Source organism: Streptomyces sp. Tu6071, from assembly GCF_000213055.1.
Taxonomy (GTDB): domain Bacteria; phylum Actinomycetota; class Actinomycetes; order Streptomycetales; family Streptomycetaceae; genus Streptomyces; species Streptomyces evansiae.
On sequence record NZ_CM001165.1, the window covers coordinates 1,879,631 to 1,904,843 of the forward strand.

A 25,213-nucleotide genomic window follows, 5' to 3' on the forward strand; every position below is an offset into this window, starting at 1 on the left:
CAACCCGGCGGACGGGGTTTTACGCCATCGGAATGCCCGGAAATCCTGGGGCGCCCCCGGCCCCGGAATCTCCACACATCCCGCACTCCGCACGCGCGTCCCCCGCCCTCGCCCCCACCGCACCTGAACGGATGAAGGGCCTTGGGCCACGAGGCGGCGCCGGTTCACCGGATCGCTTCCGCCCCAGTTGACGCGCGACCCGCCGAAAGGGTTGCGCACCCTCCTCAGCTCTCGGCGCCGTCCCCGGCACCCGAGGCCCCGGAGGCACCACCGCTCCCCGCTCCCCCGCCGCCCCGGATCTCGTCGATGACCCCGTCCAGCTCGTCCGGCTTGACGAGGACGTCGCGCGCCTTCGAGCCCTCGCTCGGCCCGACGATGTTGCGCGTCTCCATGAGGTCCATCAGGCGCCCCGCCTTCGCGAAGCCGACGCGCAGCTTGCGCTGGAGCATCGAGGTGGAGCCGAACTGGGTCGAGACGACGAGTTCGGTCGCCTGGAGCAGCAGGTCGAGGTCGTCGCCGATCTCCTCGTCGATCTCCTTCTTCTGCTGCGAGCCGACCACGACGTCGTCGCGGAAGACCGGCGCCATCTGCTCCTTGCAGTGGCGCACGACGGCGGCGATCTCCGCCTCGGTGACGAAGGCGCCCTGTATGCGCGTCGCCTTGTTGTCGCCCATCGGCAGGAAGAGCCCGTCCCCCTTGCCGATGAGCTTCTCCGCGCCGGGCTGGTCGAGGATGACGCGGCTGTCGGCGAGCGAGGACGTCGCGAAGGCGAGCCGCGAGGGCACGTTCGCCTTGATGAGCCCGGTGACGACGTCGACGGAGGGCCGCTGCGTCGCGAGGACGAGGTGGATGCCGGCGGCGCGCGCGAGCTGGGTGATCCGCACGATCGCGTCCTCGACGTCGCGCGGCGCGACCATCATGAGGTCCGCGAGCTCGTCGACGATCACGAGCAGGTAGGGATAGGGCTGCAGCTCGCGCTCGCTGCCCTCGGGCGTCGTGAGCTTGCCCTCGCGGATCGCCGCGTTGAAGTCGTCGATGTGCCGGTACCCGAAGGCCGCGAGGTCGTCGTAGCGCAGGTCCATCTCGCGCACGACCCACTGGAGCGCCTCGGCGGCCTTCTTCGGGTTGGTGATGATCGGCGTGATGAGGTGCGGGATGCCCTCGTACGCGGTCAGCTCGACGCGCTTGGGGTCGACGAGCACGAGCCGGACGTCCTCCGGCGTCGCGCGCATCATGACCGAGGTGATGAGGCAGTTGATGCAGGAGGACTTGCCGGAGCCCGTCGCGCCCGCGACGAGGACGTGCGGCATCTTCGCGAGGCTGTGCATGACGTAGCCGCCCTCGACGTCCTTGCCGAAGGCGACGAGCATCGGGTCGTCGTCCTCGGCGGCGTCCGCGAGGCGCAGCACGTCGCCCAGGTTGACCATCTCGCGGTCGGTGTTCGGGATCTCGATGCCGACGGCGGACTTGCCGGGGATGGGGCTGATGATGCGCACGTCGGGGCTCGCGACGGCGTACGCGATGTTCTTCGTGAGCGCCGTGATGCGCTCGACCTTGACCGCGGGGCCGAGCGCGACCTCGTACCGCGTCACCGTCGGGCCGCGCGTGAATCCGGTGACGCGCGCGTCGACCTTGAACTCGCTGAAGACGTTGGTGAGCGAGGCGACGACCGCGTCGTTGGCGGCGCTGCGCGCCTTGCCCGGACCGCCGCGCTCCAGGAGGTCGAGGCTCGGCAGCGCGTAGGTGACGTCGCCGGAGAGCTGGAGCTGCTCGGCGCGCGGCGGGAGGTCGCGCGGCTCCTCGGGCGCCTTCTTCGTCAGGTCGGGTACGCCGCCGGACGCCGCCTCGCCCGTGACGTCGCGTCCGCCGCGCCGCGTCGCGCCCGCGTCGCGCGACGCGGCGGCGCCGGAGGCACCGTCGCGCGCGCCGTCCCGCGACGCCGCGTCCTCGCGCGGCGTGCCCGCCTTCTCGCGCGGCGTCGGTACGGGCGTCGTCGACTCGCCCTCGCGCCGTCCCGTCCCCACGCCGTGGGTCAGGTCGGCGACGAGCGAGGAGGGCGGCAGGCCGTGCAGCACCGCGCCGTCGAGCGCGGCAGCCGCGCGCGCCGCGACGTCCACCGGGTCGAGGTCGCGGTCCTCGAAGACTCCGCTGCCGCTCGCGCGGCGCCGCTCCAGTGCGGCCTCCTCCGCGTCGACGTCGTACGGAGCGGGCCCGCGACGTCGCGTCGCCGTCCGCCGCCGCCTCGCCTGCGCGAGCTCGTCCGCGTCGTCCTCCCGCGCGCCGTGCCCCGCGAACTCCTCGTCGGCCCCGGCCTCCTCGCTGAAGACCCCGAGCCGCACCCCGAGCCGCCGCAGCCGCTGCGGGATCGCGTTGACGGGCGTCGCGGTCACGACGAGCAGCCCGAAGACGGTGAGCAGGAGCAGCAGCGGTACGGCGAGGACCTCGCTCATCGTGAAGATGAGCGGGCTCGCGGCGGCCCAGCCGATGAGCCCGCCCGCGTCCTGGAGCGCCTCGATACCGGCGTCCCTGCTCGGCGCGCCGCAGGCGATGTGCACCTGCCCGAGGACGCCGACGACGAGCGCCGAGAGGCCGATGACGATGCGTCCGTTCGCCTCGGGCTGCTCGGGATGGCGGATGAGGCGCACCGCGACGACGCCGAGCAGTATCGGCACGAGCAGGTCGAGGCGGCCGAAGGCGCCGGTGACGAGGAGTTCGACGAGTTCGCCCACGGGGCCGTCGAGACGCGACCAGGTGCCCGCCGCGACGACGAGGGCGAGGCCCAGGAGGAGCAGCGCGAGTCCGTCCTTGCGGTGCGCGGGATCGAGGCCCTTGGCGCCGCGCCCTATGCCGCGCAGCATCGCCCCGATGCCGTGCGCGAGGCCCAGCCACACGGCCCTGACGAGCCGGTAGACGCCGTGGGTGGGACTGGGGGCCGGTCTGACGGGCGCCTTCTTGACCGCGGCCTTCTTCGCCGGGGCCTTGGCGGCGCCCTTCTTCGCGGGCGCCCTCTTCGCGGGCGGCGCGGCGGCGGACTTCTTCGCGGGACCTTTCGCCCCGCCCCCTCCACCGGCACGCGGTCGCGCGGGACCCGCCGCGCTCGGAGAGCCCTTGCCGGAGGAACGAGAAGCCATGTGCTGAGGTTACCGGGCACGACCACTGAGGACACCTGTGACTACGGCTTCACCCGTTCGTGTCGCACCTTGGATGAACGCCAGGTTGACGCGACCTCATGCGGGGCGGCCCAAAGGGCGATACGGGAGCGGAAGGCGTCGCCCGCGCGAGCCGGGAGACCCGGACCGCGCGCCCCGCCCCCTATCCCCTCGTATCAGCCCTGCGGTCAGCCCTGCGCCGGCAGGCTCGGCGTGCCGGAGCCGCCCGAGCCCGGTTCCAGCGCGTCGAGGGCGCGGCGCAGTCCGGTGAGCTTGCGCTCCAGGTGCGCGGCGGTGGCGACGGCAGCCGCGTCGGCGGCGTCGTCGAGCTGTTTGGAGAGCGCCTCGGCCTGTTCCTCGACCGCAGCGAGACGTGAGGACAGCTCGGCGACGACCCCGCCGTTGGCCTTGCCGTTGCGGCGTGTCCCGCCACCGGTGCCCTCGGCGCCCGCCCCCTCGCTCTCGCCTTCGAGCTGGAGGCGGAGGAGCGCGGCCTGGTCCTTGAGCTTGCAGTTCTTCTTGTAGAGGTCGACGAAGACCGAGACCTTCGCGCGCAGCACCCACGGGTCGAAGGGCTTGGAGATGTAGTCGACCGCGCCCGCCGCGTACCCCCGGAAGGTGTGGTGGGGGCCGTGGTTGATGGCCGTGAGGAAGATGATCGGGATGTCTCTCGTGCGCTCACGGCGCTTGATGTGCGCGGCGGTCTCGAACCCGTCCATCCCGGGCATCTGCACGTCAAGGAGGATGACCGCGAAGTCATCCGTCAGCAGCGCTTTGAGCGCTTCCTCTCCCGACGACGCCCGGACCAAAGTCTGATCGAGCGCGGAGAGGATGGCCTCCAGCGCGAGCAGATTCTCCGGCCGGTCATCGACCAGGAGAATCTTGGCCTTCTGGACCATGGCCCGCCCTCCTCGCCCCGGCAATCCGCGGGGCTCCGCCCCGGTGGACGGCTCTGTCGCGCCGTCCGTTCCTGTGCCGGTCATCGTAGCCGCACCCCACTTGTCGCCACACCCAGTCACCGCCAAGTCACGCTGTACGAGGTGGGAACGGCCGGGCCCACGGGAAAGTTCCCGTTATCGGCCCGGCCACACCTGCCGCGGGCCCCTCCCGTGCGCCGCCGCCCGGCCCCGCTTCGCCGAGGCCAGGGACCCGGCGGCGCACGTCACCGGTCCCGGCCCCGGGACCCGCCGCTCCCCGGCGCACGACCGGGGGCACGGCGGGGCGCACGGCAGCACACCCACCGGCGCATCGCCAGGCCGCTCACTTCGTGCGCAGCCACTTCTCCAGGGCCGTCAGCAAACGGTCGGGATCGACCGGCTTGGTGACATAGTCGGACGCGCCCGAATCGATGGCCTTCTCCCGGTCGCCCTTCATCGCCTTCGCCGTGAGGGCGACGATCGGCAGCCCGGCGAACTGCGGCATCCGCCGGATCGCGGTCGTCGTGGCGTACCCGTCCATCTCCGGCATCATGATGTCCATCAGGACCACCCGGACCTCGTCGTGCTGTTCGAGCACCTCGATGCCCTCGCGCCCGTTCTCGGCGTAGAGCACGGAGAGCCCGTTCTCCTCCAGCATGCTGGTGAGCGCGAAGACGTTGCGCACGTCGTCGTCCACGATGAGGACCTTCTCGTCGTGGAAGGTGTACGTGTTGCGCTGCGGCGGCAGCTCGCCGGGCGCCAGCTCGGGCAGCTCGGCCTCGTCCTCCCGGCCGTCCGTCCCGCCGTCGTCGTCCTCGTCCCAGGTCCTGTCGTCGGGGTGGGCCGCGGTGCCGTCGGCCGCGTCGTCGCGGACCGGAGCCCCGCCATCCGCGCCGTCCTCGGCCGAAGCGGCGCTCTCGGCCCGCCCGTCCCCCGTACCGGAGCCCGCGGAGTCACCGGAGCCGGCCGCGCCGCCATCCCCGGCCGCACCGCCGTCCCCGGCCGCACCGCCGTCCTCCGTCGCGCCCAGGTCCTCCGCCGCGCCCCGCGCGTCCGCCCCGACGACGTCCTCCGTCGCCGCGTCGTCCGCACCGGCCGCCGGGGCGACGGCACCCGCATCCCCGGCCGCGCCGGAAGCCGTACCCGTCGCGGGAGCCGTGCCCGTCCCGGCACCGGTATCCGTCCCGGGACCGTCGGAGGCCGCAGCGGACTCCGCGCCGTGCGCGCCGTCCTCCGTCTCCCCGCGCGCCCGCTTCTCCTCCCGCTTGCGCCGCAGCTCCTCCGCCTGCATCGCCTTGCGGCGGCGGCGGAACTTCTCGGCGGGGCCGTTGCGGTTGTCGCCGACCGGGGTGAGCGCGCCGCCCGTGAGCGTCGGCGTCATCGGGCGCTCGCCCGGCACGAAGCGGTCGCCCGTCTCGACGGCGGGCGCGAGGTCCGTCATGCCGCCCTGCGCCGGGACGTCGCCGGGGTGGAGCGGCAGGTAGAGCGTGAACGTCGAGCCGCGGCCCGGCTGGCTCTGCGCGTCGATCTCACCGCCGAGCAGGCGCGCGATCTCCCGGCTGATCGAGAGCCCGAGGCCCGTACCGCCGTACTTGCGGCTCGTCGTGCCGTCCGCCTGCTTGAACGCCTCGAAGATGACGCGCATCTTGCCCTCGGCGATACCGATCCCGGTGTCCGTGACCGAGAAGGCGATCATCTTCCCGTCCGGCTCGGTGAGCGAACCGGCTTCGAGGAGCTGCTCCCTGATCGCGTCCGGCACATCGGCACCCGCCGGGCGGATGATCAGCTCGACCGCCCCGCTGCCCGTGAACTTCACCGCGTTCGACAGCAGGTTGCGCAGCACCTGGAGGAGGCGCTGCTCGTCGGTGTGCAGCGTCGCCGGAAGCTCCGGCGAGACCCGCACCGAGAAGTCGAGGTTCTTCTCGACCGTCATCGGCCGGAACGTCGCCTCGACGTAGTCGACGAGCTGGACGAGCGCGATCCTGGTCGGCGAGACCTCCATCTTGCCCGCCTCGACCTTGGACAGGTCGAGGATGTCGTTGATGAGCTGGAGCAGGTCCGAACCGGCCCCGTAGATCGTCTCGGCGAACTCGACCTGCTTGTGCGACAGATTGCGTTCCGCGTTGTCCGCGAGCAGCTTCGCGAGGATCAGCAGCGAGTTGAGCGGGGTGCGCAACTCGTGCGACATGTTCGCGAGGAACTCGGACTTGTAGCGCATCGAGACCGCGAGCTGCTCGGCGCGCTCCTCCAGGACCTGCCGCGCGTTCTCGATCTCGCCGTTCTTGACCTCGATGTCGCTGTTCTGCCGCACGAGGAGCGCGGCCTTCTCCTCCAGCTCCGCGTTGGACTCCTGGAGCGCCTTCTGCCGCTGCTCCAGTTCGTCCGAGCGGTCCTTGAGCTGCGCCGTCAGCTCCTGGGACTGGGTGAGGAGCACCGCCGTCTTGGAGTTGACGCTGATCGTGTTGACGCTCGTCGCGATCATCTCGGCGATCTGCGCGAGGAAGTCCCGCTGGATCTGCGTGAACTGGCTGAACGTCGCGAGTTCGATGACACCGAGCACCTTGCCCTCGAAGAGCAGCGGCAGCACCACGACCTGCGCGGGCGTCGCCTGCCCCAGCCCCGAGGCGATCTTGATGTAGTCGACCGGCACCTTGTTCACGGTCAGGACCCGCTTCTCGCGCGCCGCCGTGCCCACGAGGGTCTCGCCGGGCCGGAAGGTCGTCGGCATCATGCCGGCCGCGTAGTTGTACGAGCCGATCAGCCGCAGCTGGTACGCCTCGTCGTCGACGTCCGTGACCTCCGCGCCCTCCTCCAGCGGCTCCGCGAGGAAGAACGCGCCGTGCTGCGCGGTCACGACCGGCGTCAGCTCGCTCATGATGAGCTGCGCGACGTCCACGAGGTCGCGGCGGCCCTGGAGCAGCCCGGAGATACGCGCCAGGTTGCCCTTGAGCCAGCTCTGCTCCTCGTTGGCGAGCGTCGTGTCCCGCAGGTTGCCGATCATCGTGTTGATCGTGTCCTGGAGGCGCAGAATCTCGCCGGACGCCTGCGTCTTGGCCGAGACGTTGAGGTCGCCGCGGGTCACCGCCGTCGCGACGGAGGCCATGCCCCGCACCTGGTCGGTGAGGTTGAAGGCCATCTCGTTGACGGAGTCGGTCAGCTCGCGCCACGTACCGTCCACGTCGCGGACCTGCGCCTGGCCGCCGAGGATGCCCTCGGTGCCCACCTCGCGGGCGACGCGCGTGACCTGCTCGGCGAAGCTGGAGAGCTGGTCGACCATCGTGTTGATGGTCGTCTTCAGCTCCAGGATCTCGCCGCGCGCGTCGATGTCGATCTTCTTCGTCAGGTCGCCCTTGGCGATGGCCGTCGTGACCATCGCGATGTTGCGGACCTGCCCCGTCAGGTTGGACGCCATCGAGTTCACCGACTCGGTGAGGTCCTTCCACGTCCCCGAGACCCCCGGCACGCGCGCCTGCCCGCCCAGGATGCCGTCCGTGCCCACCTCACGGGCGACCCGTGTCACCTGCTCGGCGAAGGCGGAGAGCGTCGTGACCATGATGTTGACGGTGTCGGCGAGCTGGGCGACCTCGCCGCGCGCCTCGACGGTGACCTTCTTGGTCAGGTCCCCGTTGGCGACCGCCGTCGCGACCTGCGAGATGCCGCGCACCTGCGAAGTGAGGTTGTTCGCCATGATGTTGACGTTGTCGCTCAGGTCCTTCCAGATGCCCGTCACGCCGGGCACGCGCGCCTGGCCGCCGAGGTTCCCCTCGGTGCCCACGTCGCGGGCCACGCGCGTCACCTCGTCCGCGAAGGCGGAGAGCTGGTCGACCATGGTGTTGACGGTCGTGACGAGTTCGAGGATCTCGCCCTTCGCGTCGACGGTGATCTTCTTCGACAGGTCGCCGCGCGCCACCGCCGTCGTCACCTCGGCGATGTTGCGCACCTGGAGCGTCAGGTTGTTGGCCATGCCGTTGACGGACTGCGTGAGGTCCTTCCACGTGCCCGAGACGCCCTGCACCTCCGCCTGCCCCCCGAGGCGGCCCTCGGTGCCGACCTCCTGGGCGACGAGGGTGACCTGCTCCGCGAAGTTCGAGAGCTGGTCCACCATCGTGTTGAGCGTGTTCTTGAGCTCCAGGATCTCGCCCCGCGCGTCGACCGTGATCTTCTGCGAGAGATCACCGCGCGCGACGGCCGTCGCGACCTGCGCGATGTTGCGCACCTGGTCGGTCAGGTTCCCGGCCATCCCGTTCACCGAGTCGGTCAGCTCCCGCCAGACCCCGGCGACGCCCGGCACCTGCGCCTGACCGCCGAGCTGCCCCTCCGTACCCACTTCGAGCGCGACGCGGGTCACCTGCTCGGCGAAGGCGGAGAGCTGGTCCACCATCGTGTTGATGGTGTTCTTCAGCTCCAGGATCTCGCCGCGCGCGTCCACGTCGATCTTCTGCGAGAGGTCACCGCGCGCGACGGCCGTCGTCACATCCGCGATCTGCCGCACCTGCGAGGTCAGGTTGGACGCCATCGAGTTGACGGAATCGGTCAGCTCCCGCCACGTACCGAGCACACCGTCGACCCGCGCCTGACCGCCGAGGCGGCCCTCGGTGCCCACGTCGCGCGCCATCCTGGTGACCTGCTCGGCGAACGACGACAGTTGGTCGACCATCGTGTTCACGGTGTTCTTGAGGGCGAGCATCTCGCCCGAGACGTCCACCGTGACCTTCTGCGAGAGATCGCCGCTGGCCACCGCCGTCGTCACCTGCGCGATGTTGCGCACCTGACCGGTGAGGTTGCGGAAGGCCGTGTTGACGGAGTCGGTCAGGTCCTTCCACGTCCCCGCGGCGCCCGGCACGTTCGCCTGACCGCCCAACTGCCCCTCGACACCGACCTCGCGGGCCACGCGGGTCACCTCGGAGCCGAAGGACTGGAGCTGGTCGACCATGGTGTTGACCGTGTTCTTGAGCTCCAGCATCTCGCCGGCCACCGCGACCGTGACCTTCTGGGAGAGGTCACCGCTCGCGACCGCCGTCGTGACCGTCGCGATGTCGCGCACCTGCGTCGTCAGGTTGCGGAAGACGGTGTTGACCGAGTCCGTGAGGTCCTTCCACGTGCCCGCCGCTCCCGGCACGTTCGCCTGGCCGCCGAGCTGCCCGTCGAAGCCGACCTCGCGCGCCACCCGCGTCACCTCGTCGGCGAAGGTACGCAGCGTCTGCGTCATCTGGTTGATCGTCTGCGCGAGTTGCGCGATCTCGCCGCGCGCGCTCACCTCGACCTTGCGCGACAGGTCCCCGTTGGCCACGGCCGTCGTGACGTCGGCGATGCCGCGCACCTGGGCGGTCAGGTTCCCCGCCATGAGGTTCACCGAGTCGGTGAGGTCCTTCCACACCCCGGCCACACCGGGGACCCGCGCCTGCCCGCCGAGTTCGCCCTCGGTGCCCACCTCGCGCGCGACGCGGGTGACCTCCTGCGAGAAGCCCGAGAGCTGGTCGACCATCGTGTTGACGGTGTTCTTCAGCTCCAGCATCTCGCCTTCGACGTGCACCGTCACCTTGCGCGAGAGATCGCCCGCGGCGACCGCCGTCGTCACCGTCGCGATGTCGCGGACCTGGGCGGTGAGGCGGTACGCCATCGTGTTGACGGAGTCGGTGAGGTCCTTCCAGGACCCCGACATGCCCCGTACCTTCGCCTGCCCGCCGAGCTTGCCCTCGGTGCCGACCTCGCTCGCGACCCTCGTCACCTCGTCGGTGAAGATCGAGAGCATGTCGACGAGGTTGTTGACGGTGCGGCCCACCTTCAGGAACTCGCCGCGCAGCGGGTGCCAGGTCCCCTCGGGCGTCTGCCCGCGCAGCTCCATGCGCTGTTCGAGATCGCCGTCCGCGACCGCGGAGAGCACCCGGCCGACCTCGGAGACGGGCCGCGCCAGCTCGTCGACGAGCGCGTTGGACGCCGTCACGGCCGTCGCCCAGGCCCCTTCGAGCACGCCGGTCTCCAGGCGCTCCGTGAGTTTTCCCTCACGCCCGACCACGCGCCGCACGCGCGACAGCTCACCCGTGAGATGCAGGTTACGGTCCGCGACCTCGTTGAAGACGGCCGCGATCTCGGCCATGATCCCGTCGCCCGAGACCGTGAGCCGCTTGCGGAAGTTACCGTCCCGCATCGCCTCCAGAGCCCCGAGGAGCCGGTTGAGCGAGGTCGTGTCGACCTCGGTCGTCCCCCCGTTCCTGGCCCTCCCGCCCGTCCGGCCGCTCCGGGAGGGCTCGCTCCGGGACGACTGCTGTCCGCTCTCCGCGCGCGTACGGGTACGTCGCGTCGCTGCGCCAGACTCCACCGTGGTCCCTCCCGTGGGCTTCGACCTCGTGCTCGTGCCGGACCGCGCGGCGGCGGGCCCGTCCATTCCGTAAGGCTCCCCCAAGTGTTTCACCCCGCCCCCCGCAGGCCATAACAGTTCGGCAGCTTCGGGCCCCGGCGACACTCTTCGGGGCGGAAACACAGCGAACCGGCATCCACCGGGCCCCGGATGGTAAGTAACCTGGGCCTGAACTGTCCCTCCCGCCGGTCGACCGGTCCAGGGAGGGCACGGTGGCACGAACCTGCCGCGCGGCACAACGGCATCCGCGCGGCACCACGGCAACAAAGGGGCGGCCGAGGATGGGACTGGGTTACGCCGGGGAAGACACCCCGGACTCTCGCCCCGGGGCGGACGACGCCCCCGCGCGGCGGACGGACGAGGACCGGGCGGAAGCCGCGGCCCCCCGCGTCGCGGAGCCCCGCGCCACCACAGAGAACGCCGACTTCGTGACAGGGAGTGCTGTGACCGCTCGGGCGTCCGCCACCTTCGCCCCCGAGGGACGCTCCGTCGCGACGGCCCGCGCCTTCGTCCGCGACACCCTCCAGGGCTGGGGCTTCACCGACCTCGTCGACGACGCGACGGTCCTCACCAGCGAGCTGGTCACCAACGCCGTCGTGCACGCGGGCACGAGCGCCGAGGTGCTGTGCCTGCGCGAGGAGGACGGGGTACGCGTCGAGGTCGCCGACCGCTACCCGGACCGCGAGGTCCCGCTGCGCGCCGCCCCGCACCTCCTCACCGACCCCGAGCGCGAGGGCGGGCGCGGCCTCCAGCTCTGCGCGGCGCTCGCGGCCCGCTGGGGCGTCGAGTACTCCTCGACCCACAAGACGGTCTGGTTCCGCCTCGACCTGCCCGCGCGCCCGGTCGGCACCCGCAGCGCAGGGCCTCTCCTGCCCGACGAACTGCTCCCGCTCGCCGCGGGCCACGTCCACGTCGCCGTCGTCCAGCTCGACGCCGAGGAGACGATCGCGGCGTGGAACGAGGACGCGGAGGAGATGTTCGGCTATGCCGCCGCGCAGGTCGTCGGCAAGCCGCTCACCGACCTCGCCGCCTGGCCGCACACCCCGGGCACCGGTACGGGCGTCGCCGAGGCCCTGCGCCTGTCGCGCTGGGAGGGCAGCTACGGGCTCCGCGCGGCCTCGGGCCGCGTCGTCCCCGTCTACGCCTCGCACCTGCGCGTCCGCGACGCCGACGGCGCCCCGTCCACGGTCTGCCTCCTCGTCCACGACGAGGAGCGCGCCGTTCTCCAGGCCCCGCTGCGCCCCAGTCGCAAGGACGGCGCGGGCCGCGGCCAGGCGACGGCGCCCGACGCCTTCGAGACGTTCATCGGCACCCCGCCGCCCGAGGACCTCGACGGTCTCCTCCAGCGCACCGTGGAACGCGCGCGGGACATGCTCGAAGGCGACGCCGCCTTCCTCCTGCTCGCCACGGACGACGAGACGGAGCTGGAGGTACGCGCCTCCACGGGCCTCCCCTCCGCGCGCCAGCGCTTCGCCCGCGTCCAGGTCGAGGCGGGCGTCGGGCGCTACGGCTCCGCGCGCATGCCCGCCGTGCACGAGGACCTCAAGGACGTGCCGGGTGCGGTGCCGCTCCTCGACGGCACGGGGATGCGCTCCGTGGTGACGGTGCCGCTCAAGGTCGAGGGCCGCCTCACCGGGTCGCTCGGCGTCGCGGCGGAGGCCCCCGAGCGGTTCACCAACGAGGAGGCGCTGCGCCTCCAGTTCGCCGCCGACCGCATCGCGCTCGCCGTCGAGTCCGCGCGCCTCGGCGAGCTGGAGAAGCTGCGCCGCGGCTCGCTCTCCTTCCTCGTCGAGGCGTCCGACCTGCTCGCGGGCACGCTCGACAGGGACCAGACGCTCGCGCTCATGGCGCAGATGACGGTGCCGAACGTCGCGACGTGGTGCGCGGTCTACACGATCGCCGACCCGGCCTCGGAGCCGTATCTCTCGTACGTGCTGCACGAGGACGAGGACCGCATCGACGGCCTCAAGGCGCTCCTGACGCGCGTGGCGCCGCCGGAGCCGGTGACGACGCCGGGCCCGCGCGTATGGACGGAGCCCGCCGAGGCCGCGCACCAGGCGGCGCTGCGCGACTCGATGCGCAGCCTCGACCCGGGCGAACTGACCCTCGTCGGCTCGGGCATCGGTGACACCCTCGCGACGGCCGCGGCGGTGGGCGGCGAGACGGTCGTGCTGCCACTCGTCGCGCGCAACCGCGTCATCGGCATGCTGACGCTCGGCAAGCCGGCCGACGAGCACTTCCGGCAGGAGATCCTCGAACTCGCCGAGGACCTCTCGCGCCGTGCCGCGCTCGCCCTCGACAACGCGCGCCTGTACTCGGAGCGCAACGCGATCAGCCAGTCGCTCCAGCGCTCCCTGCTCCCGCCGGAGCCGCTTCCCCCTGTCCCGAACGTCGAGGTGGAGGTCATCTACCGCGCGGCGGGCGAGGGCAACGAGGTCGGCGGCGACTTCTACGACCTCTTCCCGATCCGTGAGGGCGTCTACGGCTTCGCGATCGGCGACGTGTGCGGTACGGGCCCGGAGGCCGCCGCCGTCACGGGCCTCGCCCGCCACGCGCTGCGCCTCCTGGCCCGCGAGAACCTGCCGGGCCCCGCGGTCCTGGAGCGCCTCAACGCGGCGATCCTCGACGAGGGCGCCCGCAGCCGCTTCCTCACGTTGCTCTACGGCGAGCTGCACCCGCGCGAGGACGGGAGCGCCCTGCTCAAGGTGGTGTGCGCGGGACACCCGCTGCCGCTGCGTCTGCACCAGGACGGCACTGTGAGCCCGGCCGCGGAGCCGCAGCCGCTGCTCGGCGTGATGGACGACCTGGAGCTGTACGAGGAGTCGGTCACCCTCGACCCGGGCGATGTCCTGCTGTGCGTCACGGACGGCATCACGGAGCGCCGCGAGGGAACCCGCATGCTCGGCGACGACGGCCTCGCGGAGGTCCTCAAGGGCTGCACGGGGCTGACGGCGGGCGCGGTCGCGGCACGGGTCATGCGCGCCGTCGCGAATTTCGCCGCGGATGCCCCGTCCGACGACATGGCGATCCTCACGATGCGCCTGCCGGGGATTCACAAGGACTGAACGCGAAGAACGGGAAAGGCCCCCGCCTCACGGCGGGGGCCTTTCCCGTTCTTCGCTGCTTTCGCGGAGCCCCAAAACGGAATCGAACCGTTGACCTTCTCCTTACCATGGAGACGCTCTACCGACTGAGCTATTGGGGCCTGTCCCGCACGCGCTCCAAGCGCGTGGCGACGAACGAAATCATACCCCGATCCCGCCCCTGCCCCGCACCACGTCTCCCGCCCGCTCCTCAGCTCCGCACGGGCAAGCGCACGACCCCGCCGAGTGCGTTGCAGACCGCGACGAGACGCTGGAGTTCGCGTTTGGGCAGGCCGTCGCCGAGGGGCAGGGCGAGGGTCTCGGCCACGGCGTCCTCGGTGGCGGGCAGCCAGACGTCGCGCCGGAATCCCGGCAGCCGGTGCAGCGGTGTCGGTACGGGGATGCGGCAGTCGATGCCCTTCGCGCGGGCCGCGCGGACGAAGGCGTCCCGGTCGGGTCGGCCGTTGCCCGGCACGCGCGCCACGTAGCGCAGGTACTTGTGCTCCACCCCACCGCGCGGCGGGACGACGCCGCGCAAGCGCGCGTCGAGGTACCGCGCCCCTTCGGCCCGCGCCGTCGGCACGACTCGCTCCGCTCCGGCCTCGTGGTGCTCCAGTACGAGCAGCCCGTGCCGCTCGCCCAACTTCCTGACCGCCCCGAGCGGCGCCGGCCTCCCGAACCGGTGCCCGACGACCACCGCCGCCGTGCCCGGCCCCACCACACTCGCCACGTGGGCGACGTCCAGGTTGTACGTGTACGGATCGATGTCGGCGAAGACGGGACGCGCACCCAGACCGAGCACGGCCTCGGCGATCCCGGGGCCGTCGAACGCGGATATGACGACCTCGTCCCCGCTTCCGATACCTGCGGCTCGCAGCAATCTCGCGGTGTCCATGCCTGGATGGTTGCCCGCCGACATGAACACGACGCGAAGTGGAGAGAAACGCTGGGAAAGCAAAAAAGGGTGCCCCCGAGTCCGAAGACTCGGGGGCACCCTTTCAATATTTGTTCGGCGGCGTCCTACTCTCCCACAAGGTCCCCCTTGCAGTACCATCGGCGCTACGCAGCTTAGCTTCCGGGTTCGGAATGTAACCGGGCGTTTCCCACGCGCTATGACCACCGAAACACTATAAAACCGTCAACCACCCCGCCACAGAGATACAAGATCCCGGGCATGAGTGTGGTTGTTCGTGGTTTCAGAACCAACACAGTGGACGCGAGCAACTGAGGACAAGCCCTCGGCCTATTAGTACCGGTCAACTCCACCCCTTACAGGGCTTCCATATCCGGCCTATCAACCCAGTCGTCTACTGGGAGCCTTACCCTCTCAAGGAGGTGGGAATACTCATCTCGAAGCAGGCTTCCCGCTTAGATGCTTTCAGCGGTTATCCCTCCCGAACGTAGCCAACCAGCCATGCCCTTGGCAGAACAACTGGCACACCAGAGGTTCGTCCGTCCCGGTCCTCTCGTACTAGGGACAGCCCTTCTCAATATTCCTACGCGCACAGCGGATAGGGACCGAACTGTCTCACGACGTTCTAAACCCAGCTCGCGTACCGCTTTAATGGGCGAACAGCCCAACCCTTGGGACCGACTCCAGCCCCAGGATGCGACGAGCCGACATCGAGGTGCCAAACCATCCCGTCGATATGGACTCTTGGGGAAGATCAGCCTGTTATCCCCGGGGTACCTTTTATCCGTTGAGCGACGGCGCTTCCACAAGCCACCGCCGGATCACTAGTCCCGACTTTCGTCCCTGCTCGACCCGTCGGTCTCACAGTCAAGCTCCCTTGTGCACTTACACTCACCACCTGATTACCAACCAGGCTGAGGGAACCTTTGGGCGCCTCCGTTACTCTTTAGGAGGCAACCGCCCCAGTTAAACTACCCATCAGACACTGTCCCCGATCCGGATCACGGACCCGGGTTAGACATCCAGCACGACCAGAGTGGTATTTCAACAACGACTCCACAACCACTGGCGTGGCCGCTTCACAGTCTCCCACCTATCCTACACAAGCCGAACCGAACACCAATATCAAACTGTAGTAAAGGTCCCGGGGTCTTTCCGTCCTGCTGCGCGAAACGAGCATCTTTACTCGTAATGCAATTTCACCGGGCCTATGGTTGAGACAGTCGAGAAGTCGTTACGCCATTCGTGCAGGTCGGAACTTACCCGACAAGGAATTTCGCTACCTTAGGATGGTTATAGTTACCACCGCCGTTTACTGGCGCTTAAGTTCTCAGCTTCGCCAACCCGAAAGTCAGCTAACCGGTCCCCTTAACGTTCCAGCACCGGGCAGGCGTCAGTCCGTATACATCGCCTTACGGCTTCGCACGGACCTGTGTTTTTAGTAAACAGTCGCTTCTCGCTGGTCTCTGCGGCCACCCCCAGCTCACACTGCAAAAGTGATCACCAAGCGTGGCCCCCCTTCTCCCGAAGTTACGGGGGCATTTTGCCGAGTTCCTTAACCATAGTTCACCCGAACGCCTCGGTATTCTCTACCAGACCACCTGAGTCGGTTTAGGGTACGGGCCGCCATGAAACTCGCTAGAGGCTTTTCTCGACAGCATAGGATCATCCACTTCACCACAATCGGCTCGGCATCAGGTCTCAGACTATGTGCCAGGCGGATTTACCTACCCAACGTCCTACACCCTTACCCCGGGACAACCACCGCCCGGGATGGACTACCTTCCTGCGTCACCCCATCACTCACCTACTACCAGCCTGGGTCACCGGCTCCACCACTCCCCTCAACTCCGAAGAGATCAGGGCGGCTTCACGGGCTTAGCATCACTGGATTCAATGTTTGACGCTTCACAGCGGGTACCGGAATATCAACCGGTTATCCATCGACTACGCCTGTCGGCCTCGCCTTAGGTCCCGACTTACCCTGGGCAGATCAGCTTGACCCAGGAACCCTTAGTCAATCGGCGCACACGTTTCTCACGTGTGAATCGCTACTCATGCCTGCATTCTCACTCGTGAACCGTCCACCACTCGCTTACGCGGCAGCTTCACCCGGCACACGACGCTCCCCTACCCATCACAGCCTCCGTTGGGGACGTTCACGCTGCAATGACACGACTTCGGCGGTACGCTTGAGCCCCGCTACATTGTCGGCGCGGAATCACTAGACCAGTGAGCTATTACGCACTCTTTCAAGGGTGGCTGCTTCTAAGCCAACCTCCTGGTTGTCTCTGCGACTCCACATCCTTTCCCACTTAGCGTACGCTTAGGGGCCTTAGTCGATGCTCTGGGCTGTTTCCCTCTCGACCATGGAGCTTATCCCCCACAGTCTCACTGCCGTGCTCTCACTTACCGGCATTCGGAGTTTGGCTAAGGTCAGTAACCCGGTAAGGCCCATCGCCTATCCAGTGCTCTACCTCCGGCAAGAAACACACGACGCTGCACCTAAATGCATTTCGGGGAGAACCAGCTATCACGGAGTTTGATTGGCCTTTCACCCCTAACCACAGGTCATCCCCCAGGTTTTCAACCCTGGTGGGTTCGGTCCTCCACGACCTCTTACAGCCGCTTCAACCTGCCCATGGCTAGATCACTCCGCTTCGGGTCTTGAGCGTGCTACTACAGCGCCCTGTTCGGACTCGCTTTCGCTACGGCTTCCCCACACGGGTTAACCTCGCAACACACCGCAAACTCGCAGGCTCATTCTTCAAAAGGCACGCAGTCACGACGCAAGGACAAGTCCTTGCGCGACGCTCCCACGGCTTGTAGGCACACGGTTTCAGGTACTATTTCACTCCGCTCCCGCGGTACTTTTCACCATTCCCTCACGGTACTATCCGCTATCGGTCACCAGGGAATATTTAGGCTTAGCGGGTGGTCCCGCCAGATTCACACAGGATTTCTCGGGCCCCGTGCTACTTGGGAATAATTCAAGTGAGCCGTCAATGTTTCAGCTACGGGGGTCTTACCCTCTACGCCGGACCTTTCGCATGTCCTTCGCCTACACCAACGGTTTCTGACTCACCTCACGGCCGGCAGACCATGAAAGAACAATCCCACAACCCCGTACATGCAACCCCTGCCGGGTATCACACACATACGGTTTGGCCTCATCCGGTTTCGCTCGCCACTACTCCCGGAATCACGGTTGTTTTCTCTTCCTGCGGGTACTGAGATGTTTCACTTCCCCGCGTTCCCTCCACACTGCCTATACATTCAGCAGCGGGTGACAGCCCATGACGACTGCCGGGTTTCCCCATTCGGACACCCCCGGATCAAAGCTCGGTTGACAGCTCCCCGGGGCCTATCGCGGCCTCCCACGTCCTTCATCGGTTCCTGGTACCAAGGCATCCACCGTGCGCCCTTAAAAACTTGGCCACAGATGCTCGCGTCCACTGTGCAGTTCTCAAACAACGACCAACCACCCATCACCCCGAGGCAGGAACCTCAAGTTCACTGGGGTCGGCAAGAAGGCTAGCCATACGGCCGTACCCTCAGACACCCAACAACGTGCCCGGCACCCTCAGCCCCCGAAGAGTCACGTTCCACGCCGAAGCAGTACTAGTGATCCCGGAATCCCGAGAGTGCCGAATAGTCAACGTTCCACCCATGAGCAACCAGCACCGGACATTCGCCGATGTACTGGCCCCTTGACCATCACTCCGAAGAGCTCCGGTAAGAAGTGCTCCTTAGAAAGGAGGTGATCCAGCCGCACCTTCCGGTACGGCTACCTTGTTACGACTTCGTCCCAATCGCTGGTCCCACCTTCGACAGCTCCCTCCCACAAGGGGTTGGGCCACCGGCTTCGGGTGTTACCGACTTTCGTGACGTGACGGGCGGTGTGTACAAGGCCCGGGAACGTATTCACCGCAGCAATGCTGATCTGCGATTACTAGCAACTCCGACTTCATGGGGTCGAGTTGCAGACCCCAATCCGAACTGAGACCGGCTTTTTGAGATTCGCTCCACCTCGCGGTATCGCAGCTCATTGTACCGGCCATTGTAGCACGTGTGCAGCCCAAGACATAAGGGGCATGATGACTTGACGTCGTCCCCACCTTCCTCCGAGTTGACCCCGGCGGTCTCCCGTGAGTCCCCAACACCCCGAAGGGCTTGCTGGCAACACGGGACAAGGGTTGCGCTCGTTGCGGGACTTAACCCAACATCTCACGACACGAGCTGACGACAGCCATGCACCACCTGTACACCGACCACAAGGGGGCGACCATCTCTGGCCGTTTCCGGTGTATGTCAAGCCTTGGTAAGGTTCTTCGCGTTGCGTCGAATTAAGCCACATGCTCCGCTGCTTGTGCGGGCCCCCGTCAATTCCTTTGAGTTTTAGCCTTGCGGCCGTACTCCCCAGGCGGGGCACTTAATGCGTTAGCTGCGGCACGGACAACGTGGAATGTTGCCCACACCTAGTGCCCACCGTTTACGGCGTGGACTACCAGGGTATCTAATCCTGTTCGCTCCCCACGCTTTCGCTCCTCAGCGTCAGTATCGGCCCAGAGATCCGCCTTCGCCACCGGTGTTCCTCCTGATATCTGCGCATTTCACCGCTACACCAGGAATTCCGATCTCCCCTACCGAACTCTAGCCTGCCCGTATCGACTGCAGACCCGGGGTTAAGCCCCGGGCTTTCACAACCGACGTGACAAGCCGCCTACGAGCTCTTTACGCCCAATAATTCCGGACAACGCTTGCGCCCTACGTATTACCGCGGCTGCTGGCACGTAGTTAGCCGGCGCTTCTTCTGCAGGTACCGTCACTCTCGCTTCTTCCCTGCTGAAAGAGGTTTACAACCCGAAGGCCGTCATCCCTCACGCGGCGTCGCTGCATCAGGCTTTCGCCCATTGTGCAATATTCCCCACTGCTGCCTCCCGTAGGAGTCTGGGCCGTGTCTCAGTCCCAGTGTGGCCGGTCGCCCTCTCAGGCCGGCTACCCGTCGTCGCCTTGGTGAGCCATTACCTCACCAACTAGCTGATAGGCCGCGGGCTCATCCTGCACCGCCGGAGCTTTCCACCACCAAGGATGCCCAAGGCAGTGAGTATCCGGTATTAGACCCCGTTTCCAGGGCTTGTCCCAGAGTGCAGGGCAGATTGCCCACGTGTTACTCACCCGTTCGCCACTAATCCCCGCCCGAAAGCGGTTCATCGTTCGACTTGCATGTGTTAAGCACGCCGCCAGCGTTCGTCCTGAGCCAGGATCAAACTCTCCGTGAATGTTTTCCCGTCATCGGGAGACACCACGAGAGCGGAACCGGGAGAGGAATAATCTCCCAGGTTCACAGCGTCCTCGCTGTGTGTATTTCAAAGGAACCTCAACCTCAGGCCATCACAGCCGTTGGTCGGGGTATCAACATATCTGGCGTTGACTTTTGGCACGCTGTTGAGTTCTCAAGGAACGGACGCTTCCTTCGTACTCACCCTCTCGGGCTTTCCTCCGGGCGTTTTCCCTTCGGTATTTCGTGTTTCCGACTCTACCAGATCCTCGCGGACCCGATTTCCTCGGTGCTTTCCGGTTCCCGGCCCGGCCTTTCGGCCTTTCCGTTTCCCTTTCGGCGTTTCCGACTTTATCAGAAGTTCTGAGCCGGATTTCCCGCCCCCCTCCGGTCCTCCGGGCACACAGTGGTGCCGGGCTCCGAAGCGGCGGTGTCCCCAAACGTACTGGAGCGGGGCGCCCGGATGCAAATCCGGGCGCCCCGCTCCCTCGTACGAGCTGACGCGGGGTCAGACCTCCACGACGACCGGGAGGATCATCGGCCGGCGCCGGTAGTTGTCCGAGACCCACTTGCCGACGGTGCGGCGGATGAGCTGCTGGAGCTGGTACGCCTCCAGCACGCCGTCCCTGGCCGCGCGCCCGATGGCGTCGTCGATCTTGGGCATCACACCCGCGAAGGCGGAGTCCTCGATGCCCGAACCGCGCGCCTGGATGTGCGGGCCGCCCGTGATCTTGCCCGTCGTCGAGTCCACGACGAGGTACACCGAGATGATGCCTTCCTCGCCGAGGATGCGACGGTCCTTGAGCGAGGACTCGGTCACGTCGCCGACCGAGAGGCCGTCCACGTACACGTAACCGGCCTGGACCTTGCCGCTGATGCGGGCGCGGCCGTCGATCAGGTCGACGGCGACGCCGTCCTCGGCGATGACGATGTGGTCATGCGGGACACCCGTGAGGGCGCCCAGCTCGGCGTTGGCCCGCAGGTGGCGCCATTCGCCGTGCACCGGCATCAGGTTCTTCGGCTTGCAGATGTTGTAGAAGTACAGCAGCTCGCCGGCCGAGGCGTGGCCCGAAACGTGCACCTTGGCATTGCCCTTGTGCACGACGTTCGCGCCCCACCGCGTCAGGCCGTTGATCACCCGGTACACCGAGTTCTCGTTGCCCGGGATGAGCGAGGAGGCCAGGACGACCGTGTCGCCCTGGACGATGCGGATCTGGTGATCGCGGTTGGCCATGCGCGAGAGCGCGGCCATCGGCTCGCCCTGGGAACCGGTGCAGACGAGCACCACTTCCTCGTCCGGCAGGTCGTCGAGCGCCTTGACGTCGACGATGAGTCCCGCCGGGACCTTGAGGTACCCGAGGTCGCGGGCGATGCCCATGTTGCGGACCATCGAGCGGCCGACGAAAGCGACCCGGCGGCCGTACGCGTGCGCGGCGTCCAGCACCTGCTGGATGCGGTGCACGTGGCTCGCGAAGCTCGCCACGATGATCCGCTTGCGCGCTCCGCCGAAGACCTGCCGCAGGACGCTGGAGATGTCCCGCTCGTGCGGCGTGAAGCCGGGAACCTCGGCGTTGGTCGAGTCGGTGAGGAGGAGGTCGATCCCCTCCTCGCCGAGGCGCGCGAAGGTCGTCAGGTCGGTGAGCCGGTGGTCCAGCGGAAGCTGGTCCATCTTGAAGTCACCGGTGTGCACGACCATGCCCGCCGGGGTGCGGATCGCGACCGCGAGGGCGTCCGGGATGGAGTGGTTGACCGCGATGAACTCGCAGTCGAAGGGACCGACCCGCTCGCGGTTCCCCTCGCGCACCTCCAGGGTGTACGGGCGGATGCGGTGCTCCTGGAGCTTCGCCTCGATGAGTGCGAGGGTCAGCTTGGAGCCGATCAGCGGGATGTCCGGCTTCTCGCGGAGCAGGTACGGCACCGCGCCGATGTGGTCCTCGTGACCGTGGGTGAGGACAATGCCCTCGATGTCGTTCAGCCGGTTCCGGATCGATGTGAAGTCCGGCAGGATCAGGTCGATTCCGGGCTGCTCCTCCTCCGGGAAGAGCACTCCGCAGTCGACGATCAGCAGACGCCCGCCGAATTCGAAGACCGTCATGTTGCGGCCGATCTCGCCGAGGCCGCCGAGCGGGGTGACCCGCAGGCCGCCTTCGGCAAGCTTCGGGGGCGGGCCCAGTTCAGGGTGCGGATGACTCAAAAGACTCTCCTCAACCACACACGCCACGTGCGGGGCACGTGGCGTGTGTGACGTTCGTGCTGTTGTGTGGACAGTGCCGTACCCGGGCCCGGTGGGCGCGGAGTCCTCCGCGCCCGCCCGGGGCCGGGCGGGCTATTCGGTTATGAAGTCTGTGGTGCGAGTTCTACCCCGCCGGCGGCCAGATCGATCTTGAGCTGGGCCGTCTCCTCCTCGCTCAGCCCCACCATCGGCAGCCGGAGCGGACCGCTCGGCCGGCCCTGGAGGGCCAGAGCGGCCTTCGTGGTCATGACACCCTGCGTGCGGAACATACCGGTGAAGACCGGCAGCAGCCGCTGGTGGATCTCCAGGGCCTTCTGTACGTCGCCCGCCAGGTGCGCGTCGAGCATCGCGCGCAGCTCCGGGGTCACGACGTGCCCGACGACCGAGACGAAACCGACCGCGCCGATCGACAGGAGCGGCAGGTTCAGCATGTCGTCGCCCGAGTACCAGGCCAGACCGCTGCGGGCGATCGCCCAGCCCGAGCGTCCCAGGTCGCCCTTGGCGTCCTTGTTGGCCACGATGCGCGGGTGCTCGGCGAGCCTGACCAGCGTCTCGGTGGAGATCGGGACCCCGCTGCGGCCCGGGATGTCGTAGAGCATGACCGGCAGCCCGGTGGCATCCGCGAGGGCCGTGAAGTGGTGCAGCAGCCCCTCTTGCGGGGGCTTGTTGTAGTACGGGGTCACCGCGAGCAGCCCGTGGGCGCCGACCGCCTCGGCGGAACGGGCCAGCTCGATGCTGTGGCGCGTGTCATTGGTCCCGACACCGGCGACGACATGCGCCCGGTCCCCCACTGCCTCCAGCACCGCCCGGACGAGATCGGCTTTCTCCGCGTCGCTGGTGGTGGGCGACTCCCCGGTGGTCCCGTTGACCACCAGGCCGTCGTTGCCCGCGTCCACCAGCTGCGCGGCAAGCTGCTGCGCGCCGTCGAGGTCGAGATCGCCGTCCGCCGTGAAGGGCGTGACCATGGCGGTGAGGACCCGCCCGAAGGGGGTCTGCGGAGTGGAGGTCAAAGCCATGGGTAACACGCTACTCGGTGCTCGGCTCCGCTCGGGCCCTCGGGGCGTCGCGGCGGGGGGACAGGGGCATCGGCTCAGAGGAACCCGACGCTGCGCGCTCGGGGGTTCACGCGGCGCCGGGCCCGTTCGGCCAGGCTAGTTGAACCATAGGAAAAGCCGCAATACGGACACTTTCCCTCCGGCCCGCACATGTGTGCCCGCCCCGGTCCGGACCCTGCCCCCGCACGCGATCGCGGCGGCTCAGGGAGCCATGCGGCCGTTCTTGTTGAAGGCCGCATGGGTGAGCGGCATGAGCCCCGCCCACAGCTCCTCCATCCGCTCGCCGACCATCTCGATCTCGCGCTGCGGGAAGCTCGGCACCTTCGCCAGCTCGTGCTGCGTGCGCAGGCCGAGGAAGTGCATGAGCGAGCGCGCGTTGCACGTCGCGTACATCGAGGAGTAGAGACCGACCGGGAGGACGGCGCGGGCGACCTCGCGGGCGACACCGGCGGCCAGCATCTCCTGGTACGTCTCGTACGCCTGCCGGTAGGACTCCTGCATCGAGCGCTCGGTGAGGGAGTGCTGCTCGGGGGTGCCGTCGACGAAGACGTACTTGCCCGGACGGCCCTCCTGGACGAGCTTGCGCTCGGGGCCCGGCACGTAGAAGACGGGCTGGAGCTCCCGGTAGCGGCCGGATTCCTCGTTGTAGGACCAGCCGACGCGGTGCCGCATGAACTCGCGGAAGACGAAGATCGGGGCGCTGATGAAGAAGGTCATCGAGTTGTGCTCGAAGGGGCTGCCGTGGCGGTCCCGCATCAGGTAGTTGATCAGGCCCTTGGACCGCTCGGGGTCCTTCTTCAGCTCGTCGAGCGACTGCTCGCCGGCGGTGGAGACCCGCGCGGCCCACAGCACGTCCTGGTCCGAGGCGGCGTGCTTGACCAGCTCGACCGAGATCTCGCTGCGGAACGTGGGTTTGACGGTCTCGGCGGGGGTCACCTGAGAGGTCTCGGTCACCGGCGGTGGTCCTTCCAATCGCTTCGTGGGGGCGGCGCCCACTCTACGGTCCGGGTACGACACCCCCCGATCGGAGGTCTCTCGTGACATTTTTCGCGGAAGCTCGCCAATACGGGCACCCCAGACGCCTCCCGCGCGTCTGTACGAGCAGGGCCGGTGTGTTCGGAAGCACACGGAGGCCGTAATCTGATATGCGGGTTTTCCGACTTCTTTCCGGACAGTCCGCACCCGTCCACGACGAGTTTCCGAGGAGAAGCGCCTTACATGTTCCGACGGCGTGAGCCTGTTCCCTTCACCTTCCTGGCCGATGCGGAGAAGTACCGCAGCAACGTCGAGCCCCCGCCCCGCGAGCGGGCCGACCGGGGCCAGCTCCTGGTGGGCGCGCTCGTGGGGCTGACCGTGGTCGGCGGCCTCGTGGGCAGCCTGCTCTTCGGCCTGCCGGCCCTCTCCGAGCAGACGGCCCCGCAACACACGCAGCACTCCGAGGCGTCCGATCCCCGCTGATCCGCTTCGCCTCCGCGCGTCCCCTGTGCGGGGATTCGTACAGGTGCTCGCCCAGACCCCCGGAGTGGTGAACCGCCGGGGGTCTCTGTAGCCTCACCGCTCACAACCCCCTGTCGCAACTCCCTGTGTGCGCGCGGAATGAGTGAGGAAACAGTCGTGCCCCTGCCCTTCCTGACGGCGGACCGCACTTTCGAGGAGGGCGCCGACGACGTCGCGCTGCCGTACCACGACCGCGACGTGTGGCGTCGCCCGTACCGCCCCGGGCCCTGGCGCGTGGCGCTCGCCGCGCTCGTCCTGCTGCTCGCCTCCTTCGTGCTCGTCGCCGCGCTCGCGATAGGTCTCGCCAAGAACACGAGCGGCGCGCTCGGTTCGGTGATCTTCGCGGCGGTGCTGATAGTCGGCGCGCTGCGCGGGCTGCGGATGGGCGCCTGGGTGAGCGCGCACGGCGTGCGCCGCACCGGTTTCCTGCGCACCCGTACGTACCCCTGGAGCCAGGTGGGCGCGGTGCGCACCGTGCAGCAGCCGGTCAGGGTCCTGGGGCTGCCGCGCAGCGTGCAGGGGCAGGCCGTCGTGCTGACGGCGCGGCGGCAGAGCGTCACGGGGCCGCTGCTCACGGACCACGGCGCGGACTTCCTCTCGCGCGCCGAGGGCTTCGAGCGCGCGGCGGACACGCTGGAGGCGTGGGCGGACGAGTACGTGACGGCGCAGCCGCCCGGGCGGCGCTGAGGCGCGGCTCGTACCCGTGTCCCGTAGCGGGATCAGGATG

At 68.2% G+C, this 25,213-nt stretch carries 10 protein-coding genes, 1 tRNA gene and 3 rRNA genes; 3 read left to right on the forward strand and 11 right to left on the reverse strand.

The genetic code is table 11. From position 1 onward, the window contains the following. Nucleotides 1-224: 224 nt before the first annotated feature. From STTU_RS07620 to STTU_RS07630, 3 genes are all read right to left on the reverse strand, one after another. Nucleotides 225-3,131: a DNA translocase FtsK gene (locus STTU_RS07620; RefSeq protein ID WP_007821447.1), complete on the reverse strand. Its 2,907-nt coding sequence runs from the start codon at nt 3,129-3,131 to the stop codon at nt 225-227. Nucleotides 3,132-3,337: 206 nt separating this feature from the next. Continuing rightward, nucleotides 3,338-4,048: a response regulator gene (locus tag STTU_RS07625; RefSeq protein ID WP_007821448.1), complete on the reverse strand. Its 711-nt coding sequence runs from the start codon at nt 4,046-4,048 to the stop codon at nt 3,338-3,340. Nucleotides 4,049-4,409: 361 nt separating this feature from the next. Beyond that, complete coding sequence (locus STTU_RS07630; RefSeq protein WP_043257192.1) at nt 4,410-10,385, reverse strand: HAMP domain-containing protein; 5,976 nt, start codon at nt 10,383-10,385, stop codon at nt 4,410-4,412. A gap of 320 nt (nt 10,386-10,705) precedes the next feature. Between STTU_RS07630 and STTU_RS07635 the strand changes: the two genes are divergently transcribed. Next, nucleotides 10,706-13,489 carry a SpoIIE family protein phosphatase gene (locus STTU_RS07635; RefSeq protein ID WP_007821451.1) on the forward strand — a complete coding sequence of 928 codons (2,784 nt, stop codon included), beginning with the start codon at nt 10,706-10,708 and terminating at the stop codon, nt 13,487-13,489. 67 nt (nt 13,490-13,556) lie between these two features. Here the strand turns inward: STTU_RS07635 and STTU_RS07640 are convergent. The 8 genes from STTU_RS07640 to thyX all read right to left on the reverse strand — a co-directional run bounded on the left by STTU_RS07640 (nt 13,557) and on the right by thyX (nt 23,943). Then, nucleotides 13,557-13,629: transfer RNA gene (locus STTU_RS07640), tRNA-Thr, on the reverse strand. An 89-nt stretch (nt 13,630-13,718) separates the two neighbouring features. Next, the gene (locus tag STTU_RS07645) at nt 13,719-14,402 is read right to left on the reverse strand and encodes a DegT/DnrJ/EryC1/StrS family aminotransferase (protein WP_007821452.1); all 684 of its coding nucleotides are present in this window, start codon (nt 14,400-14,402) and stop codon (nt 13,719-13,721) included. Nucleotides 14,403-14,514: 112 nt separating this feature from the next. Then, nucleotides 14,515-14,631 (reverse strand): 5S ribosomal RNA (rrf, locus tag STTU_RS07650). Between the two features lie 102 nt (nt 14,632-14,733). Then, nucleotides 14,734-17,858, reverse strand: a 23S ribosomal RNA gene (locus STTU_RS07655). 315 nt (nt 17,859-18,173) lie between these two features. Then, a 16S ribosomal RNA gene (locus tag STTU_RS07660) occupies nt 18,174-19,702 on the reverse strand. Together the 16S, 23S and 5S rRNA genes form the textbook arrangement of a ribosomal RNA operon. A 507-nt stretch (nt 19,703-20,209) precedes the next feature. Then, the gene (locus tag STTU_RS07665) at nt 20,210-21,895 is read right to left on the reverse strand and encodes a ribonuclease J (RefSeq protein ID WP_009068986.1); all 1,686 of its coding nucleotides are present in this window, start codon (nt 21,893-21,895) and stop codon (nt 20,210-20,212) included. 140 nt (nt 21,896-22,035) lie between these two features. After that, nucleotides 22,036-22,950, reverse strand: a complete 915-nt coding sequence (gene dapA, locus STTU_RS07670; RefSeq protein ID WP_007821454.1) for a 4-hydroxy-tetrahydrodipicolinate synthase — start codon at nt 22,948-22,950, stop codon at nt 22,036-22,038. Nucleotides 22,951-23,190: 240 nt separating this feature from the next. Then, entirely contained in the window at nt 23,191-23,943 is a 753-nt protein-coding gene (gene thyX / locus STTU_RS07675; protein ID WP_043254496.1) for an FAD-dependent thymidylate synthase, read from the reverse strand. A 264-nt stretch (nt 23,944-24,207) separates the two neighbouring features. On the opposite strand from thyX, the gene STTU_RS07680 reads away from it, so the two are divergent. Together STTU_RS07680 and STTU_RS07685 are read left to right on the forward strand one after the other, a co-directional pair. Then, nucleotides 24,208-24,447 carry a hypothetical protein gene (locus STTU_RS07680; protein WP_007821456.1) on the forward strand — a complete coding sequence of 80 codons (240 nt, stop codon included), beginning with the start codon at nt 24,208-24,210 and terminating at the stop codon, nt 24,445-24,447. A gap of 156 nt (nt 24,448-24,603) precedes the next feature. Further along, nucleotides 24,604-25,173: a PH domain-containing protein gene (locus tag STTU_RS07685; protein WP_043254498.1), complete on the forward strand. Its 570-nt coding sequence runs from the start codon at nt 24,604-24,606 to the stop codon at nt 25,171-25,173. Nucleotides 25,174-25,213 lie beyond the last annotated feature (40 nt).